Annotated in this window: 26 protein-coding genes and 2 pseudogenes; 14 read left to right on the top strand and 14 right to left on the bottom strand. The window is 43.8% G+C overall.

Features of this window, described 5'->3' with window-relative positions; all coding sequences use genetic code 11:
* On the top strand, nt 1-207 hold a 207-nt coding region (locus tag EJA10_RS23520), incomplete at its 5' end, for a hypothetical protein (protein WP_170169189.1).
* A 149-nt stretch (nt 208-356) separates the two neighbouring features.
* Here the strand turns inward: EJA10_RS23520 and EJA10_RS18750 are convergent.
* Nucleotides 357-614: a hypothetical protein gene (locus tag EJA10_RS18750; protein WP_125481560.1), complete on the bottom strand. Its 258-nt coding sequence runs from the start codon at nt 612-614 to the stop codon at nt 357-359.
* Between the two features lie 107 nt (nt 615-721).
* Between EJA10_RS18750 and EJA10_RS18745 the strand changes: the two genes are divergently transcribed.
* From EJA10_RS18745 to EJA10_RS18715, 7 genes are all read left to right on the top strand, one after another.
* On the top strand, nt 722-1,300 hold the full coding sequence (locus EJA10_RS18745) for a TVP38/TMEM64 family protein (RefSeq protein WP_125481559.1): 579 nt from the start codon (nt 722-724) through the stop codon (nt 1,298-1,300).
* Nucleotides 1,290-2,282 (top strand): F510_1955 family glycosylhydrolase, encoded by a 993-nt coding sequence (locus EJA10_RS18740; RefSeq protein WP_125481558.1) that lies wholly within the window; start codon nt 1,290-1,292, stop codon nt 2,280-2,282. The genes EJA10_RS18745 and EJA10_RS18740 overlap by 11 nt, the downstream gene beginning before the upstream one ends.
* A 116-nt stretch (nt 2,283-2,398) precedes the next feature.
* Nucleotides 2,399-2,767 (top strand): hypothetical protein, encoded by a 369-nt coding sequence (locus EJA10_RS18735; RefSeq protein ID WP_125481557.1) that lies wholly within the window; start codon nt 2,399-2,401, stop codon nt 2,765-2,767.
* Nucleotides 2,768-2,920: 153 nt separating this feature from the next.
* Nucleotides 2,921-3,499, top strand: coding sequence for a sulfurtransferase TusA family protein (locus EJA10_RS18730; RefSeq protein ID WP_125481556.1), 579 nt, complete (start codon nt 2,921-2,923; stop codon nt 3,497-3,499).
* Nucleotides 3,500-3,511: 12 nt separating this feature from the next.
* Nucleotides 3,512-3,901, top strand: a complete 390-nt coding sequence (locus tag EJA10_RS18725) for a DsrE/DsrF/DrsH-like family protein (protein WP_125481555.1) — start codon at nt 3,512-3,514, stop codon at nt 3,899-3,901.
* 23 nt (nt 3,902-3,924) lie between these two features.
* Nucleotides 3,925-5,046 carry an MBL fold metallo-hydrolase gene (locus EJA10_RS18720; protein ID WP_125481554.1) on the top strand — a complete coding sequence of 374 codons (1,122 nt, stop codon included), beginning with the start codon at nt 3,925-3,927 and terminating at the stop codon, nt 5,044-5,046.
* Nucleotides 5,047-5,163: 117 nt separating this feature from the next.
* Nucleotides 5,164-6,594 carry a bifunctional metallophosphatase/5'-nucleotidase gene (locus EJA10_RS18715; RefSeq protein ID WP_125481553.1) on the top strand — a complete coding sequence of 477 codons (1,431 nt, stop codon included), beginning with the start codon at nt 5,164-5,166 and terminating at the stop codon, nt 6,592-6,594.
* 382 nt (nt 6,595-6,976) lie between these two features.
* Here the strand turns inward: EJA10_RS18715 and EJA10_RS18710 are convergent, their stop codons facing one another.
* From EJA10_RS18710 to EJA10_RS18680, 7 genes are all read right to left on the bottom strand, one after another.
* On the bottom strand, nt 6,977-7,564 hold the full coding sequence (locus tag EJA10_RS18710) for a redoxin domain-containing protein (RefSeq protein ID WP_125481552.1): 588 nt from the start codon (nt 7,562-7,564) through the stop codon (nt 6,977-6,979).
* Nucleotides 7,561-8,172 (bottom strand): hypothetical protein, encoded by a 612-nt coding sequence (locus tag EJA10_RS18705; RefSeq protein ID WP_125481551.1) that lies wholly within the window; start codon nt 8,170-8,172, stop codon nt 7,561-7,563. The genes EJA10_RS18710 and EJA10_RS18705 overlap by 4 nt, the downstream gene beginning before the upstream one ends.
* Nucleotides 8,169-8,582, bottom strand: a complete 414-nt coding sequence (locus EJA10_RS18700) for an OsmC family protein (RefSeq protein ID WP_125481550.1) — start codon at nt 8,580-8,582, stop codon at nt 8,169-8,171. Before EJA10_RS18700 ends, EJA10_RS18705 begins: the two co-directional genes overlap by 4 nt.
* Before the next feature lie 66 nt (nt 8,583-8,648).
* Nucleotides 8,649-9,716: an ATP-binding protein gene (locus EJA10_RS18695; RefSeq protein ID WP_246017870.1), complete on the bottom strand. Its 1,068-nt coding sequence runs from the start codon at nt 9,714-9,716 to the stop codon at nt 8,649-8,651.
* Complete coding sequence (locus tag EJA10_RS18690; protein ID WP_246017868.1) at nt 9,703-10,419, bottom strand: response regulator transcription factor; 717 nt, start codon at nt 10,417-10,419, stop codon at nt 9,703-9,705. The genes EJA10_RS18695 and EJA10_RS18690 overlap by 14 nt, the downstream gene beginning before the upstream one ends.
* Before the next feature lie 53 nt (nt 10,420-10,472).
* Complete coding sequence (locus EJA10_RS18685) at nt 10,473-11,186, bottom strand: cytochrome c biogenesis CcdA family protein (RefSeq protein WP_125481549.1); 714 nt, start codon at nt 11,184-11,186, stop codon at nt 10,473-10,475.
* 281 nt (nt 11,187-11,467) lie between these two features.
* Entirely contained in the window at nt 11,468-11,653 is a 186-nt protein-coding gene (locus EJA10_RS18680) for a hypothetical protein (RefSeq protein ID WP_125481548.1), read from the bottom strand.
* A gap of 42 nt (nt 11,654-11,695) precedes the next feature.
* Here EJA10_RS18680 and EJA10_RS18675 point away from each other — a divergent pair, with 42 nt between their 5' ends.
* A complete protein-coding gene (locus EJA10_RS18675) occupies nt 11,696-12,598 on the top strand; it encodes a LysR family transcriptional regulator (protein WP_125481547.1) in 903 nt (300 codons plus the stop codon).
* A 21-nt stretch (nt 12,599-12,619) separates the two neighbouring features.
* Here the strand turns inward: EJA10_RS18675 and EJA10_RS18670 are convergent, their stop codons facing one another.
* From EJA10_RS18670 to EJA10_RS23985, 6 genes are all read right to left on the bottom strand, one after another.
* Nucleotides 12,620-14,206: a YncE family protein gene (locus EJA10_RS18670; protein ID WP_125481546.1), complete on the bottom strand. Its 1,587-nt coding sequence runs from the start codon at nt 14,204-14,206 to the stop codon at nt 12,620-12,622.
* 28 nt (nt 14,207-14,234) lie between these two features.
* The gene (locus tag EJA10_RS18665; RefSeq protein WP_125481545.1) at nt 14,235-14,846 is read right to left on the bottom strand and encodes a 4Fe-4S binding protein; all 612 of its coding nucleotides are present in this window, start codon (nt 14,844-14,846) and stop codon (nt 14,235-14,237) included.
* A gap of 15 nt (nt 14,847-14,861) precedes the next feature.
* Nucleotides 14,862-15,248, bottom strand: a complete 387-nt coding sequence (locus tag EJA10_RS18660; protein WP_170169188.1) for a c-type cytochrome — start codon at nt 15,246-15,248, stop codon at nt 14,862-14,864.
* A gap of 92 nt (nt 15,249-15,340) precedes the next feature.
* The gene (locus EJA10_RS18655; RefSeq protein ID WP_125481543.1) at nt 15,341-15,871 is read right to left on the bottom strand and encodes a cbb3-type cytochrome c oxidase subunit II; all 531 of its coding nucleotides are present in this window, start codon (nt 15,869-15,871) and stop codon (nt 15,341-15,343) included.
* Between the two features lie 15 nt (nt 15,872-15,886).
* Complete coding sequence (locus tag EJA10_RS18650) at nt 15,887-17,260, bottom strand: cbb3-type cytochrome c oxidase subunit I (RefSeq protein WP_125481542.1); 1,374 nt, start codon at nt 17,258-17,260, stop codon at nt 15,887-15,889.
* 222 nt (nt 17,261-17,482) lie between these two features.
* Nucleotides 17,483-17,605 carry a hypothetical protein gene (locus tag EJA10_RS23985; RefSeq protein ID WP_281274537.1) on the bottom strand — a complete coding sequence of 41 codons (123 nt, stop codon included), beginning with the start codon at nt 17,603-17,605 and terminating at the stop codon, nt 17,483-17,485.
* Between the two features lie 146 nt (nt 17,606-17,751).
* Here EJA10_RS23985 and EJA10_RS23980 point away from each other — a divergent pair, with 146 nt between their 5' ends.
* The 5 genes and pseudogenes from EJA10_RS23980 (at nt 17,752) to EJA10_RS18630 (ending at nt 20,992) form a co-directional block, all read left to right on the top strand.
* Complete coding sequence (locus EJA10_RS23980; RefSeq protein ID WP_281274536.1) at nt 17,752-17,886, top strand: hypothetical protein; 135 nt, start codon at nt 17,752-17,754, stop codon at nt 17,884-17,886.
* Nucleotides 17,887-18,443: 557 nt separating this feature from the next.
* A pseudogene (locus EJA10_RS18645) lies at nt 18,444-18,911 on the top strand (DsrE/DsrF/DrsH-like family protein); the annotation flags it as partial.
* A 27-nt stretch (nt 18,912-18,938) separates the two neighbouring features.
* The gene (locus EJA10_RS18640) at nt 18,939-19,517 is read left to right on the top strand and encodes a sulfurtransferase TusA family protein (protein ID WP_125481540.1); all 579 of its coding nucleotides are present in this window, start codon (nt 18,939-18,941) and stop codon (nt 19,515-19,517) included.
* Nucleotides 19,518-19,558: 41 nt separating this feature from the next.
* Nucleotides 19,559-20,680: pseudogene (locus EJA10_RS18635) on the top strand (MBL fold metallo-hydrolase).
* Between the two features lie 84 nt (nt 20,681-20,764).
* Complete coding sequence (locus EJA10_RS18630; RefSeq protein WP_125481539.1) at nt 20,765-20,992, top strand: sulfurtransferase TusA family protein; 228 nt, start codon at nt 20,765-20,767, stop codon at nt 20,990-20,992.
* Nucleotides 20,993-21,031 lie beyond the last annotated feature (39 nt).

The raw sequence follows: 21,031 nt of genomic DNA, 5'->3' as shown, positions 1-21,031 counted from the left end.
GTAGCAGACCTGCCATCCCAGCATTCAAAGGATGGAACAACGGTAGCAGACCTGCCATCCCAGCATTCAAAGGATGGAACAACGGTAGCAGACCTTCCATCTCAGCACTCAAAGGATGGAACAACGGTAGCGGACCTGCCGTCTCAGCATTCACTGGAAGAATCGGACCTTCCATCACAGCATCGTTCTGGTTCTAGTTTATCTTAATACCAGATTTCAGCAGCCTGAACCATAAATGGTCAGGTTGTTTTTCATTTAGGCTGATTAAGCATGGCTTGTTTCATACTTTTTGCATACATATCATCTATAATAAGAATTTGGGGAGGAGTTTCAGAACTCGCCTCCCCATTACATTGTCAGTCGACTATGTCCATATGATCAGGGTTCATCATCTGAAAATTCCTGCTTGGCATGGCGCCATTTGTACCATGGCAATCATTGTACATTTGCTGTAATTCTTTCTGAGATAATTCAGGGTGCATCTTTTCCATTAGTAGTTTTATCTGGCCAAAATTGAACGTGCCTTTGCTTTGATTCCCATCTTCTGCGAAGGCGACAGTGCTTGCCCCCAGGATAATGGCTGCACTTAAAAAGGTGAATGAAATTTTCTTCATCGCTTATTCAGCTCCTTTCTTTTATACGTTCATCATATCGAGCCATTATGCAAAAACTTAGCAGAAGCCGTGACGAAATCATGAATATTCTTACCGGAGGATTTAATATGTCATTATTGGAAATGCTGACTGGCCAGCCGCTGTGGGTGTCGGTTACAATCAGCCTTGCTGTCAGCATTCTCGTTGCGATTGCAGGAGTCATCCCAAGTGCATTTGTGACGGCCGCAAATATCATGTACTTTGGTTTTGCGGGCGGTCTGGTCCTTTCGACACTGGGAGAAGCATTTGGTGCGATCATCAGCTTTTTCCTGTATAGAAAAGGAATCAAAAAGCTTAGCAGCAAAAATGACCGAAAGAAAAAGATAAAATTGCTGGACAGACTTAAAGCAACGGATGGCAGGGAGGCATTTGTCCTTGTCCTCCTGCTGAGGTTATTTCCTTTCGCCCCTTCCGGACTTGTCACCCTGGCCGCCTCCTATAGCAAAATGGGGGCTGCGTCCTTCATGGTTTCAAGCACGATTGGGAAAATCCCCGCTCTGGTCATCGAGGCATATTCCGTCCATACTGTACTTGGATGGAAAACAGAATATCAGCTCGCAGCGGCCGCTTTTGCAGCAGTCGCCGGAGTTTGTTACTATTATTGGACAACCATGAGAGAAAAACGGAGGAAACAAAATGTTAAATAAGACAAGGGTTATATTCATGCTTGCTGCTGCGATGCTGGTCATTTCAGCCTGTTCAAATGAACCTGAACAGCAGAAATCAGAACCGGCCCCTGCGCAGCAAACACCTGAACAAAAAGAAGCTGAAAAGGATTCCAATGGAGAGTTTGTTGTAAAAGCTGCAAAGCAACGGATCGAGCACGTCCACGGAATTGGCTACCCCGGCAATGATGATGGACTTTATGTCGCTTCCCACCATGGATTAAGGATATTCAAGAATGGGGAGTGGCTGGAAACAACAGAGCAATTGCATGACTACATGGGCTTCCAGGCAGTTGAAGACGGTTTTTATGCAAGTGGCCACCCTGAAGAAGGGTCTGAACTGAAAAATCCACTGGGACTTGTAAAAAGCACGGATCAAGGAAAGTCACTCGATAAGGTGGCTTTTTATGGAGAGAGCGACTTCCACTTCCTTTCAGCGAGTTACAAGGATTCCGTCCTCTATTTGATCAATGAGGAGGCTAATTCCGAACTTGAAAGAGGGATTTATGTCTCCAGGGACAATGCGAAAAGCTGGGAAACGGTCGAACTCAATGGCTTTGAGGCAGATACGTTTGGAATGATCGCGGTCCATCCGGAGAATGGAGAAAGGTTCGCCATGTCGACCAGGGAGGGAGTATTCTTGACCGAGGATTATGGCAAGAATATCAGGAAAGCTGGTGACTATGAGTTAGTGACTGCAGCATCCTTCTCTAAAGAGTCATTGTACATTTCACCGGTCCAGCAAAACAAAATCAAGCTTTTGAAACTGGATCCAGCTAAACTGGAAGAGGCAGTAGAACTTAAGATTCCTACTCTGAACCATGACAATCCAATTACTTATATCGCAGCTCACCCTGAGCAAGAAGGAAGAATCGCGTTCATCACGATCCTCAATGATTTATTCGAATCCCAGGACGGCGGCCAGACATGGAAGCAGTTGCTGGTGAATGGAAGAATAGAATAACATTTGATGCCACAGCATTTTACGCTGTGGTTTTTTTCTTTCTCCTTAAGGGGGCAGCATGAAACAGACACTCTTTACCCCCGGGTACATATCCTGACTATTGGGAGGTGATCGCGATGGCAACAAGCAAAGCGATAGTGTACGTGGGGCAAATGGGTGCGGATACTTTTACACAGGCCCTTAATGGGGTGCTTTATACACAAGATCAAATTGGCTTCATGGCAGACAGAATTTTGTGGACCGAAGGACAAATAGGAGTAATGGCAGACAGGATCGTCTATGTCATTGAACTTTCCCAGTTCAATACGGTCAAGGCAATGTATATGGTAATGGATATGTCCTTCATGGGAACCGATACGATGATGAATAATATGTCCAAATACGCAATCACGGTAAATCCGGTGAGCTATATTCCATGGTTGAGCAGATCGGGATATACGAATACTTATCTTCATCATCCAGAACCATATTTTTCAAAAGAATAAGCAGGAAGCAGCAGCCAAAAATAATAAATGGCTGCTTATTTTTTTTCGAAATCGCGATTACTTTTTACCATTAGGGGTATATGTATAGGGGAATTTTAAAAAGTATGGATTCTGCCTGCTTTTAAATACTAATGAGTAGGAAGGGGGATTACTATGTCTATTTCTGCAGATAAAGTGCTGGACGCCAAAGGGCTTGCATGCCCGATGCCAATCGTCAAAACGAAAAAAACGATGAATGAACTGGAGCCTGGCCAGGTGATTGAAGTGCAGGCTACCGACAAAGGCTCGACAACTGACTTGAAAGCCTGGGCTGAAAGTACAGGAAACCAATATCTAGGAACAATCACTGAGGGAGATGTGCTGAAACATTATCTCCGCAAGGCGAGTGAAGACGAACTCTCTGATGAGTCACCTCACCCGCATACTGCTACGCTTGAAGAAGTACTGAACAAACTTGATGGCAATGAAAAAATCAAGATTCTCGATGTCAGGGAGTCAGCTGAATATGCGTTCAGCCACATACCAAATGCGATTTCAATACCTCTAGGAGAGCTTGAGCAGCGGTTCAATGAGCTGAATCCGGAAGAGGATGTTTATATTATCTGCCGCTCTGGATCAAGGAGTGATATGGCAGCCAAGAAACTTGCCGAAAAAGGCTTCAAAAAACCAATCAATGTTGTCTCTGGCATGAAGGCCTGGACAGGCCCTACAGAAACATCAGTTGAAAAATAAGGAGGAACCATTATGAAAGTAGCAATCATCGCCGCGAACGGCGGTATGTTTGACGCATATAAAGTTTTCAATATCGCGACTGCAGCAGCAGCCACGGATGCAGAAGTAGGAATCTTCTTCACATTCGAAGGCTTGAATTTAATCCACAAAGAAATGCATAAGCAGCTGCCGATGCCTGCTGGAACAGAACATTTCCAGGAGGGTTTTAAAAGAGAAAATGTTCCTCCTGTAGATCAGCTTGTAGAAATGGCGCAGGAAATGGGCGTTAAGATGATTGCCTGCCAGATGACAATGGACGTCATGACTCTTCAAAAAGAACATTTCGTTGATGGAATTGATGTAGGCGGCGCCGCTTCCTTCCTGCACTTTGCAAGTGATGCAGATATCACGCTGACATTCTAAATCGGAAAATTAGGAGGGACAGAATGGCGAAGACAATCAAAGTTAAGGAATTGGCCAGGAAAGTCATCAATCATGAGGAGCTTTTCATCCTGGATGCAAGGAATACCGATGATTTCGATGATTGGAAAATTGAAGGCCGAAATGTCAAAGTTCATAATACACCGTATTTTGATCTCCTCGAGGGTATTGATCCTGTAATGAATGTACTGCCTAAGGATAAGGATATTTATGTCGTTTGTGCAAAAGGCGGTTCGTCCGAATTTGTAGCAGATCAAATTGAAGAAGCCGGATTTACGGATGTCTATTCCATTGAAGGCGGGATGAAAGCCTGGAGTGAACACCTGGAGCCGATCAAAGTTGGAGACCTTAAAAGCGGCGGCTCTATTTACCAGTTCGTCCGTATCGGAAAAGGCTGTCTTTCTTATCTGGTTGAATCAAGCGGAGAAGCGGCGATCATTGATACAAACAGGATGATTGAGCAATATGAGGAATTCATGTCAGGCAAGGATTTCAAACTCACTGCCCTGCTGGATACCCATCTGCATGCCGACCATATTTCCGGTGGCCGTAAGCTCGCGGAAAAAGTGGGTGCCAAGTACTATCTTCCTCCGAAAGATGCCGAGGAAGTCAATTTTCACTATGAACCGCTTCAGGATGGCGATGAAATCAAGGTAGGAAACACGGTCATCCGTGCTTTGTATTCACCAGGGCACACGATCGGAAGTACATCCTTCATTGTGGATGATCAGTATTTGCTGACAGGGGACATTTTGTTCATCGACTCAATTGGCCGCCCGGACCTGGCTGGTCTGGCTCAGGACTGGGTAGGTGACTTGAGGGATACATTGTACAAGCGTTATAAAGAGCTTGCGGATGAACTCCTCGTCCTGCCAGCACATTATATGGGCATCAATGAAATGAATGATGATGGCAGCATTTCAGAAAAGCTTGGCGTCCTGTATGCACAGAATCATGGTTTGCAGATTGACAGCGAAGACACCTTCCGCAAGACAGTAACCGAGAACCTTCCGCCTCAGCCAAACTCCTATCAAGAGATCAGGCAGACGAATATGGGTAAGATCAACCCGGATCTCGAAGAGCAGCGCGAAATGGAAATCGGTCCAAACCGCTGTGCTGTCAGATAATCATAAGAGGGGTACCTTTAATGGGTACTCCTTTCTATATCAATTAAATCAAGGCTTTTTCCATAAGCTTCTGTTTTAGGAGGTTTATGAAAAAGGCTTTGCACAGGAGGAGAAATCATGAGCAAATTGACAATCATCCAGCAAAACGATACACATGGAAGCCTTGAGCTTCACAATGAATTATTCTGGCAGGGGGACGAGCCTGTACTCAGGAAAACGGGTGGACTAACAAGGATTTCACAATATATTAAAGATCTAAAAGCTCAGAATGAACACGTCCTGTTCCTTGATGGAGGTGATTTGTTCCACGGTACTCTTCCCCTTGTGGAATCAAAAGGGGATTCCTTGCTGCCCGCCCTCGGAAAAATGGAACTGGATGGCTGGGTTCCGGGAAACTGGGATTTTGCCTACGGGAAGGAACAGCTGGCTGCCTTAAATGAACGCCTTCCATTCCCCGGGCTGGCATGCAATGTAAAAGAGGAACAAACAGGTGAACCATTTATGAAGCCTTATATGATCAAGGAATTTGAGGGTGTAAAGGTAGGAATCATTGGTCTCACCTATCCATTTGTAGATGAAACGATGCCGGACAGCTTTTCGAAAGGTCTCACTTTTTCAAAAGGGATAGAGGAGACTCGAGCCTGCGTAAAAGAACTGAAAGGTCAAGTTGATCTAGTAATGCTGGTGAGTCATATGGGGCTTCCGCTGGATGTCGAGCTGGCGACAATAGTTGACGGAATTGACATCATTTTATCAGGGCATAGTCATGACCGGATTGAACAGCCGATTACCGTGAACGGAACCCTGGTCGTGCAGGCCGGCTCGAGCGCTTCTTTCCTCGGAAAGCTGGAGATCTCACTCAATGGCAGCAGAATTAGTGATTATCAGTACGAATTAGTAGCTGTGGATGAGAGCCTTCCCGAGAATGAAGAAATGGCGGTAGCCGTTTCAGAAATTCTGAATCGATACCAGAAGGAAAGGGAGAATGTTGTCGGCAGGACAGATACGATCTTGCACAGGATGACCCTGAATGAAGCACCGATGGATAAGCTGATTACCGATGCGTACCGTCATGCTTTCGATTGTGATTTGGCCTTTTCGCATGGTTGGCGATACGGCACGCCAATACCTGCAGGGAAAATCACTGAATTTGACCTGCATACCATTATACCGACCAATCCAGAAATGTTCACAATGGAAATGAGCGGTGAGCGCCTCCTGAAAGCATTTGAGAAAAACCTCGAAATGGTCTTTTCAAGGAATCCGTTCAAGCAAAAAGGCGGGTATATTTTGAGGTCATCTGGCCTGTTCATAGCTTTCAAGCCTTACAATCCTGAAGGAAACCGGATCCAGAAACTTCTTGTCGGCGGAAAAGAGATCGATTTGAAAAAGAAATACAAAATTGCCGGTGGCGGCAAGCAGCTTTTCAAGGGAGCAGAAGCCGATAAAACCTATCACGGCGTTCATGCAGTCGAGGTCATTAAGCAATTTCTAGAGGAAAAAGGAACTTTTAAAATGGACGGAGAGCCAAAGATTATTAGTATATAAACGAATTAAAGGCAGTGTTTTTCTTCGTTGTAAAGGTGATTGACGTGGTGGATTGATATACAATTTATGGAAAAAGTAGTGAAAACTCCGAAAATCGTAGTGGAAAGTGGCTAAACCGTAGTGTAAATGCCCAAAAACGTAGTGAAAAATGGCTAAACCGTAGTGAAAACACCGATTTTCGTAGTGATGGTAATCATTAACGCAGTGATTACACCGCTTTTTGTAGTGATGATAATCAACTTCATGGTAATAACACAGCTTTTCGAAGTGATCACACCGATTTTCTTAATGATGGTAAGTCTTCACCCCGTTTTTTGTAAACAAAAACTCCAATAATAAAAAAGTCGCGGTCCAAATGCCGCGACTTTTCCTGTATTCTTATTTATTTTACCCCGGTAAGGTCCTTCATCATCTTTTCATCCATCGGCCCGACGATTTTCTTGGTGATGACGCCGTTTTCGTCGAGGATGTAGCTGGTCGGGATGGTGAACGCCTGGTAGGTGGTGCCGGCGTATCCTTCTTCATCCATTGGAATCGTGAAGGTCAGACCAAATTCATCGACGAACTTTTGGACTTCGTCTGTCCCTTTGTCCATATTGGTCAGGTTGACGGCGAGGATTTCCACGCCCTGGTCCTGGTATTCTTCATAGAAGTTTTGCATATGCGGCATTTCGGCCTTGCATGGCGGGCACCATGTCGCCCAGAAATTAAGGATGACTTTCTTGCCGCGGTAATCAGAAAGCTTGATGGTTTGTCCGTCCAGTGTGTTCAATTCAAAATCTGGTGCCTCAGCGCCTTCGCGCAGGGAAGACAGCTTCGCACCAGGGATGTCCTCGGTTGTTTCAACAGCTTCCCCTGTTTGGTCTACTGTTTTCTTTTCGCTTTCTGTCGACGTCGGCTTCCAGATATTCACGACGAGAATGACGACAGCAAGGGCAAGGATGGCGAATGATAAAAGATTTTTATTCAATGCTGTATTTCCTCCTTTTTTAATCGTTTAAAAACGAGCAAGTAAATGCCTAGTGCTAAGATCAGCAGGTTTTCCACGGCGAATAAATCGGAAAACAGGCTGAGAACCAGTGCTTCTGCCATTAGGAACAAGAGGGCGAACTGCTCAGTCAGCCTTCCATTTTTAAAGTGAAATAGCAAGAATCCGGCCAGCAGGATCGCCTGGACAGCTGCAGCTGCATAATCGATTGAAAAAGCGAATAATGCCGTCCAATACAGCATGAAAAAGAGCAGGTATACAGGAAGATATTCATTTGTATTGATATTGCTGTCCTTTTTTCTTGCAACCCAAAACAAATAGAGGGCAATTCCCACATATGCGAGAATCTGCCCTTCCGTCCCTCCGTTGAAGTAAAGGAGGGAGAAGGGAGTATCAAGGAACATCTTAAAGTTAAAGACTGCATAGCTGAGTTTATAAATCGCTATATAAATGAAGAAGCTATTCCAGTACCAATCATCGATACTCTTTTTTTCTTTGAGCCTGTAGAGCAGGGCTCCGATAAAAATGGCGGCGAACCCTGCAAGCAGGTCCGCTGGCAGCGTGAATCTGCCGATTGTTAAATAATTCAAGCAACATCACCTTTTTTGGGCTGTTCTGACGTGAACTCAATCTCATAGCGGATATCGATGCTTCCGACTACCGATTGAATCATGCCGCAGTTTTTCAAGACAAGGCTGGCGATCTTTTCAGCCTGGAATTCCTTGTCTGCATCTTCTGTTTGTACACTGACTTTGAAGGTCAGCTGTTCGATGCGGTTTGCTTCATCCGGGTTCCTGACGGCAGAAACACCTACATCCATTCTTTTATAGTCTATTCTTTTCTTTGTCAGAATATTTGCGAGCAATGAGGTGCTGCAGCCTGTCAAAGAAGAGATGAAGAGCTCTAAGGGCCTGTAACCCATTTCTGTATTCGGAGATATTGGCAGGAATCCATACTCCAGCTGTCCAATTAGTTTATCATTATAATAGGTAAATTCCATCACAATCGCTCCTTAAATAAAAATACGAATTCCCATTCAGTATGGATTCGTTTTGTTAAGGAATGATTAAGAAGCTTCATGAATTGGAATCCTTATCCAAAATGAGTGGTTATGCCCATCAGTATCAAGGCCAATGGACCCTCGGTGCGCGTCGATGATGCTCTTGGCGATGGCAAGTCCGAGGCCGGCTCCATCAGCTTTTGTGCTGCGGGATTCTTCCGCTCTGTAAAAACGCTCAAAGATCAGGTCTTTTTTCTCGGGATCAATATACTTGCCTTTATGGGAAAAAGTGATGCAATACTGCTTCCCTTCAGGTCGGGCATGTATCGAGAGCTTGCCACCCAGGTCATAATCGATAATGTTTTGCAGCATGTTGGAAATCACCTGCTTTAGCCCGTCTTTATGGCCGATGACAGTACCGGGAATAATCTCCTGGCTGAAAGAATTAAACCTGCTGGAAAGTTTCAGCTGGAACGCAGACAGGGATTCGGCCAAGACTGATTTTATATCGATTTCCTCAAAACGTTTTTCCAAAAAATAAACTTCTTGGTTCCACGCATCCAGCTCGGAAATCAAGTCGACAATCCGGGTGATTCTCCTTGATTCCTCGAGAAGAGAGCCGAACAATTCTTTATCCCCTGTCAATACTCCATTTTGAAGAGCTTCAAGGTACCCGTTAATATTGGTCAGCGGTGTCCTCAATTCATGGGCAATATCCCTCAGCATTTCTTCCCGGCTTGATTGGACGGCCGAAAGAGTTTCTGTCATGGCATTGAAGTTGGTTACCAATTCACCTAATTCTCCGCTGGAAGGGAGATCAATTCTCGAGGGAATTCTTCCTTCTTTTATTTGATTGGCGGCAATGGCCATCGTCTTCACCGGCTTTACAATCCGCCTGACCGAAAAATAGTGCAAAAGCCCGGCGACGATAAAGGCGAGGATACTTACCTTAATAAGGAACGAATTCAGGGTATCAACCAGCTGCGAACCGGTAACCTGCTCCTGGTTAACAAGGAAGCAGGCGTAATCCTTTACCGAAATCCCTGCGAGCATGATGACCAAAAGAATGACAACGCTGTTTACCGCAACAAGCTTTGATAACAGCAAGCTGGCAATGCTTTTAATTCGCCGCAAATTTATACCCCATTCCTCTAACAGTCTGAATATAATCTTTCGGCGTTTTCTCTTTGATTTTTTCGCGGAGGTTCTTGATATGGACGTCGATTGTCCGCTTCGTTACCGCCTTTTCGTTATTCTCATAGATGGAATCCAGAATTTGCGTCCGGGAAAGGATCTGGCCAGGATGCTGCATGAACATATGGAGGAGCCTGAACTCAAAATTGGTCAAATCCAGTGGTTCTCCATCAACCATTGCCTGGCCCTTGGCAGGTTTGATTGTCAGGCCAGTGAAGGTGAGCTTTCCGCATCGGCTTGCCGTCCTTCGCAAAACAGCCTCTATCCGGACCATCAGTTCAGCAGGGCTGAAGGGCTTCACAACATAGTCGTCGGCACCAAGCTTGAATCCTTCGATCCTTGCTTTTTCAGATGCTTTTGCTGTCAGCATGATGACAGGCATCATGCTTTCGAGATCATTCCGAAGCCAGCGGCAAATCTCTTCACCACTTTTGCCCGGCAGCATCAAATCAAGGATCAGGATGCAGGGATCATATTTTTCAATCATTTCCTGGGCGGCAATTCCGTCATCCGCCTCAAGAACCTCATACCCCTCATTGGCCAGATAGATTTTTACAAGATTGCGGATTTTAGGGTCATCCTCCACAACCAATACACTTTTGCCAATCAGATCCTTTTTCACTTCATACTCACACTCCTTCACGGCAAATCCTTCACCGGTGCAACTGCTCTATTATTCAATGAAATGAATCGGTATTAAAATCCAAATAAGCTATACGCAGACAGCCATGCACTGATTTTTTGCATTTGGCCGGAAAGGACGAGGAAGCCCATGCCTACCATGATCATGCCGTTGACAAATGCAAGCTTGGCTAGATGTTTATTGATTTTTTTAATGGCTTTCAAAGAATACGAAATCACGAACGAGATAATGATGAAAGGAACTGCCATTCCAAGGGAATAGGAGGTCAGCAGATACATTCCCTGATATAATGTGTCAGACGAACTTGCCAGAAGCAGGATCGAGGAAAGGGCAAGCCCTACACAAGGCGACCACCCGCTGGCAAAGGCCATGCCAAGGAATACCGATCCAAAAACACCTTTTGATTTTGTTTCGGAATGAACCTTTTTTTCCATCATTAAAAATTTTATGTTCAGCAATCCAGCCATTTGCAGACCGAAAATGATGATCAGCAGGCCGGCGATCTGCATGACGATTGTCCTGTAATTCGCAAACATCTGTCCCAGGAAGGAAGCAGATGCGCCCATGATGATAAAAATTAAGCTGAATCCCAATATGAAACCGAATGAGCGAGTGAAAAGGGTGGTGCGGTCGACAGCCACCTTTGCCCCTTCAATTTTTCCGCCCGTCAGATGTGTTATGTATGCTGGTAGCAGCGGGAAAACACAAGGGGAGAAAAAAGATAATATACCTGCGGTAAAAGCGAAAAATAGTCCAACTTCAGTCATTTTCAATAATCACTCCTTTTCTGTCCTCTATAATGCCAGTCTATTGTTAAGGAATAATGAAGAGAGCAGCAAGAATAAAGTTAAATACTCTAAAAGGTATTATGCATCTCGTATATTGTATACTCATAATCAATCACTTTCAATTCTTCCCCTTCAGGAATAATTCCCTTTCGATTGCTAGTATACTGTTTCAAGCCAAAAAAATAAAACCTAGGAGATTTCCTAGGTTTTACTACAAAATACTTATCCACAAACATATCCCCCCTATGGTATAATGCGGGTTAATGGTCGAGATTTCTTTTGATCCCGAAGTACGTGAATAGGGAGACAGCGGATAAAATCACCATTGAGGCAATCTCAAATTTAACGTCGCGGTACGTGATGGAATCATCCTTTGTGAAGTACATCAAACCGAAAATAAATACAGATAATACAATAACGATTACGGTGATATCGGCTTTTTTCATTCTATTCCCTCCAAATCTAAATTAGTAAGGGGTGCGATCATATTGAACTTGGAACATTTAAAAACATTTATTGCAGCGGCAAAATATGAAAGCTTCTCCCAGGCAGGAAAGATGCTGAATCTGTCCCAGCCGGCTGTCAGCCATCAAATCAGCCAATTAGAAACCTATTACAATAAACAGCTGTTCATAAGAGCCAATCGCAAAATCAAATTATCAGAAGCGGGTAAAACCTTGTATGAGCATGGACAGCACCTGATCACACTGAACGAAAAGCTTGAAAAGCTTCTCAAGGAAGGGGATTCAAGTCAAACGATCAAGATAGGCTGCAGCAACACGATCGGAGAATGCCTGATCTCAAAAATGATACAGGATTTCATTAAGCTGAATCCTGACATCACCAGCAGGCAGATAGAAATCACAATCGGTACTTCTGTCTATATAACAGACCTGCTTTATTCGTCTGAAATTGACCTTGCTCTTGTCGAAGGACAAGCCGGACGTTATGACTTTATTTCTTATGAATTTTACGATGACTTGCTTGTGCTTGGTGTTTCTCCGCAAATGAGAATTAATCCTTCCGACCAGGAGCCTTCAAAGCTGGAGGAAATGACCTGGCTGATCCGCGAGCCGGGCTGCGCGATGAGGCAGGCCACTTTGGACCTTTGGAAGGGACTGGACATCGAGCCTCAATCCGTCCTCGTCTATAACAGCAATACGCTGATCAAAGAAGGAGTGAAAAATGGCCTGGGAGTCGCGGTTTTCTCCAAGCTGGCCATCTGCCCTGAAGTAATAAACAGGCAGCTGGTTGTCAGCCCGTTCAAAGACAGGGACCGCTTCCGTCCATTCTATCTGCTGCGGAAGGATAAACAATTCAAATCCGATCTTCATGAGAAAGCCTGGAATTTCATAACCAACCTAGATGAAAATCCTAATGCCTCCTGTTAAAAGGCATTAGGATTTTTCTTTTTACTTTTTATCTTTATTTTGCTCAGAAAGTTCCAGCTCTAGCTCTGTCTGGATTGTTAACGTTTTGTGCTCGTCGGAAGCAAGGTAATCGATGATTTGCTGCCTTTGCTCATCGGTCATTTTTGCCCCATTACCAGCCATACGGTCTACAACAGATTTCCATTGGTCGGCACCTTTGCTTGTATTCTTCATGATCCGGCCGATGTCATGGCACTGAAGACAGCTTCCGAGGAATGCTTCTTCATTGATGTTTCTCGCCTCAGGGAAGACGAGAGTGGAAGCCTTCTTGATTTTGTTGACTTCCTCTTCGTTGCCGGTTTGATAAGCGAGAATCTGTTCCTTTGGCACATTTGTCTTAATCGCGATTCCGTTAGGGTTCAAACCGACAGGAATCGTCTGTCTGAAGTCCTTTTTCTTCGTCAGGTCAATTTTCGTAAGCGTCTTGTCGCCCCAGTTTGATCCGAACATCATGCTTCCTTCTGGACTCCACATCAGCCAGTGGATGTTCTGGACGCCCCATATTTTACGGACAATTTTGTAATTGTCGTTAGGATCAAGGACTGTCAGGAATCCAGCCCCATTCTGGGATGTATACCAGTAACCGTCTGGACCAAGGTAAGGTATGTTGGTTCCTGCACCTGTCTTAACTGTTTTGACCAGCCTTAATTTTTCAACATCGATGATCGAAATCGATCCATCATTTCGATTGCCCGTGACAAGGTCATGGGTTTCTCCCATGAAGTGTACATTGACTGGTTTCGGAATATCGCCAACTTTCTTGAGAAGCTTTTCCGTTTCCGCGTCATAAATAGCCACTTCATCATCAGCTGTGTTTGACACAGCTACATACTTGCCATCGTTAGACATGTCAAGACCGGATCCTGTTCCTTTTCCATAGTCCGTCTCAGTCCGTTCAAGGTGTCGCATTTCACCTGTTTCAATGTCTATGACAGTGATGAAAGGTTCAGCCTGCAAGCTGACAAACAACTTCTTGCCATCTGGAGTGACGTTCAAATCCCTCGGCTTTTTCCCGACATTTTTGAACACCTTCACAAGTTTTGCTGTTTTAGCATCGATCATGCCGACTGCTTCCACTCCATTGAGGGAAGTGTAGGCGTATTTTCCGTCAAGCGAAAACGTCATATGCTGTGGTGCCGGCGGGTTCTCAAAGCCTGGGAAATCAATGTCATGCGATTCAAGAGTTTCCATATTGATCGCCAGGACACTTGTTCCGTATCGCTGTGTCGCGAATGCCCATGTTTGATCCTTATTTAAATGGACATGATGGGGAGTGCCTGAGCTTTGAAAATACTTGACCGGATTACCCGTTTTGATATCGGCAATGGCTACCCCGTTACTAACCTCGTTAGCTGACAGGATCCATCCTTCGCCGTCCCAATCCATGTTTGTATCTGCGTTTCCGTTAGGCTGGTCTTTCCACCAGTTTGAAGAATAATCTTTATGAACCTCAGGAAGTACTTTATGGTTCTTATCATCCAGAGAAGCATCTTTCACTGCTGCTTCTGAGCAGGCAGTAAGGGAAATAGATAAAAGAGCGAATGCTGATAGTTTCAAGAGTTTGTTCATGTACGATCTCACCTCACTTTAATTTCGATTAGAACCATCCGACTAGAAGGACAAGCACCAGGGCAGTCGTTGTGCCCCATGTAATCCATACACCCGGATGTGTAAGCCATTTTGTTTTATCATCCACACGGGAAATACCCTGGGCAAGTCCGTATGGGCAGACTTTACAGAATGAATTTCTCGCCTTGTATGACAAAGCTGTATAAAGAGCTGTTGTGGAGGTCACAAGGAAGAAATACTTGTTCATTTTCAAGCTGACCAGCGAATCCCAGATTGTCATCGGATTATAAAAATAACTCACAGTCGCATAAGCCATGAAGAAGCTAGTCACAAGGCTCAATACAAAAGTGACGGCCTTCCCTTTTTCACCTAGTTTTGCTTCGATTTTATTCAAGAGCATACTGAAGGTATTGTGAGGGCAAGCGTATTGGCAGAAAGCCCTGTACACAATCATGGACAATGCAAGGAACGCCATCAGGAACAAGAATAGAAAGACGAAAAATAGATAACCAGCTTCATAGCTTAATTCATAGCCAAACAAGAACAGCTTTTCGTTATCAATATCCATCCTGAATCCGTTCCATAATGGCAGAGTAAAGATGATGATGAAAAATGCCCATCTGATAATAGTTTTTGCCATGGAAATCCTCCTTTCCTATCTGTAGTCCTTTAAGTATTCATATACAAGGTCGATTTCTTTTTCCGTATATATGTGTCCGATTGCCGGCATCGTATTACGGCCATTTTTGATGACGTTCTTAATATCTTCTTCCGTCATCCTTTCTGCTACACCGCTTAAATCAGGGGCAGCACCGGTAGCGTGGCAGCTTAGGCATGTGCCCTCGAAAATAAGTTCGCCTTTATTCTCTTGCGGAGCTGCAGCAGGTTCGACTGCTAATTTACCTGGCATGAAGATGGCATATCCGATTGCCCAGATTGCCACCACATAAAAGACAGCTACCAAAAGCTTAGGAACTCTATTATGCTCCACTTTAATATCAGAGACGATGTCCGCTTCCTTATGTTCATGTCCTTTTTTCATAAAAACCACCTGCCTTTTTAGATTGCTGGAGTTAGATAAAATCATTACCTTAAACCCCAGGGGTCTAAGGTAATGGCTTCTATTCAAGGGTTTTAATTATTTGGGTTGTTCAACTCTTTCTTGTATTCCTCAAGTCTTTCTTCTGTCGGCTTAAGGCTCATCAAGTAAGCGACAAGGTCATCAAGCTCCTGGTCGGACAGATAATCGAATGATGGCATGATCGTTCCCGGGCTTGTTGACTGCGGGTCGATCAAGTGCTGTCGCTGCCAGTCTTCATTGTATTTCAATCCAACCCACATCAAATCTGGGCCTGTACGGTTGGAGCCCAATAGATGGGGCAAATCATATTTATAGTCGCCGCCCTGGGAAACTGGTCCAAGGTTTTGGTTAGTGTCAGCAGGCAATGCCCTTACAAATTGTGTGTGGCACGTTTGGCAGCCATTTTGGATATAGATTTCTCTTCCTCTTGCTTCAGCGGAATCCTCTGGATAGTTGCGAAGCTCACCGCTCGCAGTCGCCGAGTTGATTTCCTGGTCGAAGAGGGGAAGGATGACCGTTCCGGCTACACCGAAAGTCCATAGAATTAAAGCAACGATTAATACAGCTGATGGTTTACGTTCCAACGTGTTCCCTCCTCATTAAGCAGTAGCAGCTTGCTGCTGTGCTTGCTGTTTTTTCTCGATTTTTGCCATTTTGATTGTCTTGTACATGTTCCATGCCAGGAAGAACTGAGCTACATACATCATCGTTCCGCCGATTGCGCGTCCCTGTACATATGGTTCCATCATCAGTACAGTCTGCAGGAATGGAACACCTTCAATCCAGGCGAAGCCTTGTACGATGCCTGCGATCCATAGTGAGAATGCAAATACTAAGAAGCCGACAGTTGAGAACCAGAAGTGGGCTTCCATTGCTCTTTTGCTGAACATTTCACGTCCAACGATTTTCGGCAGGATGTAATAGATTGCGGCGAAAGATGTGAAAGAGAACGCTCCGAACGGTCCCATATGGGCATGCCCTACAGTCCAGTGAGTGAATTTAATGACTGAACTTACGGATGGAAGGGCTTGCAAAGGTCCCTGAAGACATGCAAATAAGTAGAAAATGGTACCGGCCATTGTAAAACGAAGCGGTACGCTTGTTCTGGTCTGTGCCCATGAACCTTTCATCGTTCCCCAGAAGTTCGCCAATACGGCCCAAACCGGAATAAGCAGAACGATAGAAGGAATGACACCTGCCTTGGAAATCCAGCCTGGGATTGGTCCATTCATCAGATGGTGAGGACCGTTCCATACATAGAAAGTTGCGATCGCCCAGAAACCGATCATCGATAACTGGTGGCTGTAAAGCGGGCGGCCAGTCAGTTTAGGCAGCAAGTAGTAAATCTGTCCAACTCCGACTGTTGTCATCCACAGACCAATCGCGTTATGGCCAAGGAACCAGCCCATCAGCCCTTGCTGTACTCCACTTGGGATCCATCGAGCCGGGAAGTTGCCGACAATCCAGGTCAACGGCAGCCACAGCAATGATCCAAGGAAGTACCATAAGCTGACATACAGCATTTTTTCTGTTCGTTGTCCAACTGTCTTGAAAAGGTTATAACCTACAAGTCCAATCGCAATAAGAAGCTGAACATCGACCCAGAGCGGGAATTCTCCATACTCGATTACTTCGGTCTGGCCCAACAGCAAGGCGAAGAATCCTTCCAAAATAACGATGTTATAAAAAACTAATGAAAAATTGCCTAGCTTTTCACTATAAACCTTTGTCTTCGCAAGCTTAGGAATCATGTAGAACATAGATCCGACATAAGCCATCGAAAGCCATGCATAAATGACCAGCATGACGTGGGCTGAACGAACATGCCCATAAGTAAACCAGCGATTGTTCAACAATTCAGGCCAGATTTGTTTTGTGGCCGTCAGAAGTCCCATGGTCATGCCGACGATTATCCAGAAGACAGCAGCGATGAACCAATTCTTCGAAGAACTCCATTTTTCATCTGTAAACATTTTGACACTCCCTTGTTCATAAAATAAACACAAATATTTCACAATTTCTTCACAATCTGCTATGTTACATGATACATTGCTTAAACCATTTAAGTTATTCAACTTTTCTATAGGGTTATCCAATTGTTTTATATGTGCTGGTTGGATGGTAAAAAAGGAGGGATTTGCCCCATTTTTGGCAAAAAAAAACAGAGCGGTATGTTCCGCTCCGGCAGGGGATGTTTAATTCTGTTCTTCTTTTTTATTGTACTTTTTACGAATGGTATCGAGGATAAAGATGATAAGAATCGGCACTCCGATGTAATAAAGGAAATCAAAGTACAATCCAAGGGATTCGTGGTCCATTTTGTTACCCCCTCATTTATTTTGAACACAGTTTAAGCCCAAAGTGTTTTTTTTACAACCCCTAAAATATATACTCTGGACGGTTTAATCAATATCTGTTAGAGTAGTTCGATATAAAATACTTTGCCAAAAAGGAGGGATTAACGATGGCACCTGGAGCATGGATCTTACTAATGGTTATGTTCGCCTTCACAGCTTCGGCAGGAATTATCTGGTATTGGAGCAAGAAAAACGGCCTTTATGATGAAAGTGTAAAATATAGAATGCTTGATGAAGACTAAGAAAGACGGCACAAAATCTTTACAATCTGCTAATTATAAAGACGTGCGCCAGGCTTTTACTTGCTTCATGAAGTATGAATTCCTCCATTTTTTATTATACAAATAAAATATTTTCTTCTATTAAATATAGTTCATGCTTTCACAGAGGATCTGCATGAATTATAACTACATCTTGATTAATCATTTCCTTAAAAAACATTCCATTATTCCTTCTCGTACAGTCAATGTTACCGAACAAGCATCATAAGATGCTCATAACCTGATATTGTTTCGCACTGGATTGCTTTATGGTCTGCAACTTTTCGGAGCAAATGCGTTTCGAAAATAACTAGGTTAAATCTTTTTTAAAAAGGATTGCAAACCGAAGAAAATCCAACTCTAAAATAAAAGTCATAAAATATTCATAAATAGTGTTGACAAAGGCATTAATATTTTATACTATATACCCTGTAAGGTATTTAACAACGTATACACGTTACAAAAGATAAATATTTTTTTACACAGAAAAATACCCATAACCGTAATAAATAAGGGGGAGAAAGTAAAATGGGAGAACAGAAAAAACGACGATCGTTTTATTTAGCGGGGATTATGACAAGGTCATGGCTGCTTACATCATTGCAAATGGTGCTGCAGCTTATGATCATGAGGTAACAATCTTCCACACATTCTGGGGATTGAACGCATTAAGAAAAGATGAGCCAATCCAGGCTGATAAAACATTCATTGAAAAAATGTTCGGCAAGATAATGCCAAGAGGCGCCAACAAAATGGGCCTTTCTAAAATGAACTTTGCAGGATTCGGTCCTAAGATGATCAAGGATGTCATGAAGAAGCACAACGCAATGCCGCTTCCAGACTTGATCGAATTGGCAAAGGAGCAGGATGTTAAGCTTGTAGCCTGCCAAATGACAGTAGATTTGCTTGGTCTAAGACAAGAAGAGATCATGGAAGGCGTCGAGTTTGCAGGCGTAGCTGCGTACCTGGCTGATGCTGAAGACGGCAACGTCAACCTGTTTATCTAATCGATACTTTTAATTGGAGGTCTACAAATGGAAACTGTAAAAACGAATGCAACAGTCGACGCAAAAGGGCTTGCATGCCCAATGCCGATTGTGAGAACGAAAAAAGCAATCAACAATATGAATTCTGGCGAGGTTTTGGAAGTACTCGCAACGGATAAAGGTTCCAGAGCGGATATCCAGGCATGGGCAAAGAGCTCTGGCAACCAGTACCTTGGAACAGTAGAAGAAGGTGACGTTCTTAAGCACTATATCCGTAAAGGCGGTTCAGATGAAGAACAGGAAGAAACAAAATATCCAAACGTTGTTTCAAACGATGATGTCATCAAAAAACTTGAAGCAAATGAGGATGTTGTTGTCCTTGATGTCCGTGAACCAGCGGAATATGCTTTTGGACACATTCCAAACGCTGTTTCGATTCCCTTTGGCGATTTGGAAAACCGTTTGGCTGAGCTCGATAAGTCTAAAACGATCCTTGTTGTCTGCCGTACAGGCAACAGAAGTGACATGGCTTCACAAACACTTTCAAGCAATGGCTTCGAAAATGTCTGGAACGTCGTACCAGGCATGTCTCAGTGGAATGGACCAACTGATTCAAAAGTAAAATAAAAATTTTAGATAAAAATATACCTATGGAGGTAAATCTCAAAATGAAAGCTATGACGTCTAAAGAAGTAACAAAAAAAGTGTTCAATAAAGAAGCATTATTTATCCTTGATGTCCGTAATGAGACTGACTTCAATGATTGGAAAATCGAAGGCGAAAACTTCGAATACTTGAATGTTCCTTACTTCGATCTACTTGATGGTGTAGAAGAAATTCTTGATCAGGTACCAACTGACAAAGAAGTCCTTGTGGTATGAGCAAAAGAAGGCTCTTCTGTTATGGTTGCCGAAATGCTTGAGGAAGCAGGCCGTGAAGTATCTTACCTTCAAGGCGGAATGAAAGCATGGAGCGAGCACTTGGAGCCAGTTAAGGTTGGCGATCTTAAAGATGGCGGAGCAATGTACCAATTTGTCCGCATCGGCAAAGGCTGCCTTTCTTACGCAGTTGTTTCCAACGGTGAAGCAGCATTGATTGACGCTACAAGAATGACAGACGTTTATCTGGATTTTGCTAAAGAGCTTGGCGTTGAAATTAAGCATGTATTTGATACGCATCTGCACGCAGACCACATTTCAGGCGGCAGAAAAATTGCTGAAGCAACTGGTGCTGCTTACTGGCTGCCTCCAAAAGACGCTGATGAAGTTACATTCAACTACCAGCCTCTTGAAGATGGCAATAATGTGAAAATTGGCGAAACAAACATTGACATCAATGCACTCTATACGCCAGGCCACACAATCGGATCGACTTCATTTGTAGTAGATGGAAAATATCTTCTATCCGGGGATATACTATTCATTGATTCAATTGGACGTCCTGACCTTGCCGGTAAAGCTGAAGACTGGGTAGCAGACCTGAGAAATTCACTTTACACGCGTTACAAACAACTTTCTGATGAGCTAGTTGTTCTTCCTGCACACTTCATGATCATTGAAGAGTTGAATGAAGATGGAAGCGTATCTGAAAAATTAGGTACACTGTTCGCTAAGAACCATGGTTTGAACATCGAAGACGAAGCTGAGTTCCGCAGAATGGTAACAGAGAACCTGCCGCCACAGCCAAATGCTTACCAGGAAATCCGCGAAACAAACATGGGTAAAATCAGCCCAGATGAAGAAAAGCAAAGAGAAATGGAAATTGGACCTAACCGCTGTGCGGTAAGATAAATCTTTCCAGGGGACTTTGCTCCCCGGAAGGCATTTGAGGCATATGAAAAATAAACTTTTTATACAACCAAGGAGGATTTTAACATGAACGTAGCAAAAGTATTAGACGCAAAGGGACTTGCTTGTCCAATGCCAATCGTAAAAACTAAGAAGGCGATCACTGACCTTCAATCTGGAGACGTACTAGAAATTCATACAACTGATAAAGGCGCTGTAAAAGATCTTGCAGCTTGGGCTGATTCCACTGGAAACGAACTTCTGAAGCATGAAGAAGAAAACGGTGTGTTCAAGTTCTGGATGAAGAAGGCGTAATTGAACGAAGGGGGAGCTTGTCTCCCTTTTCTTTTGGTT

The organism is Mesobacillus subterraneus, from assembly GCF_003937825.1.
Classification (GTDB): domain Bacteria; phylum Bacillota; class Bacilli; order Bacillales; family Cytobacillaceae; genus Mesobacillus; species Mesobacillus subterraneus.
Note: the sequence above shows the minus strand (reverse complement) of the source record. Positions and strands in the feature narration are given on the sequence as shown.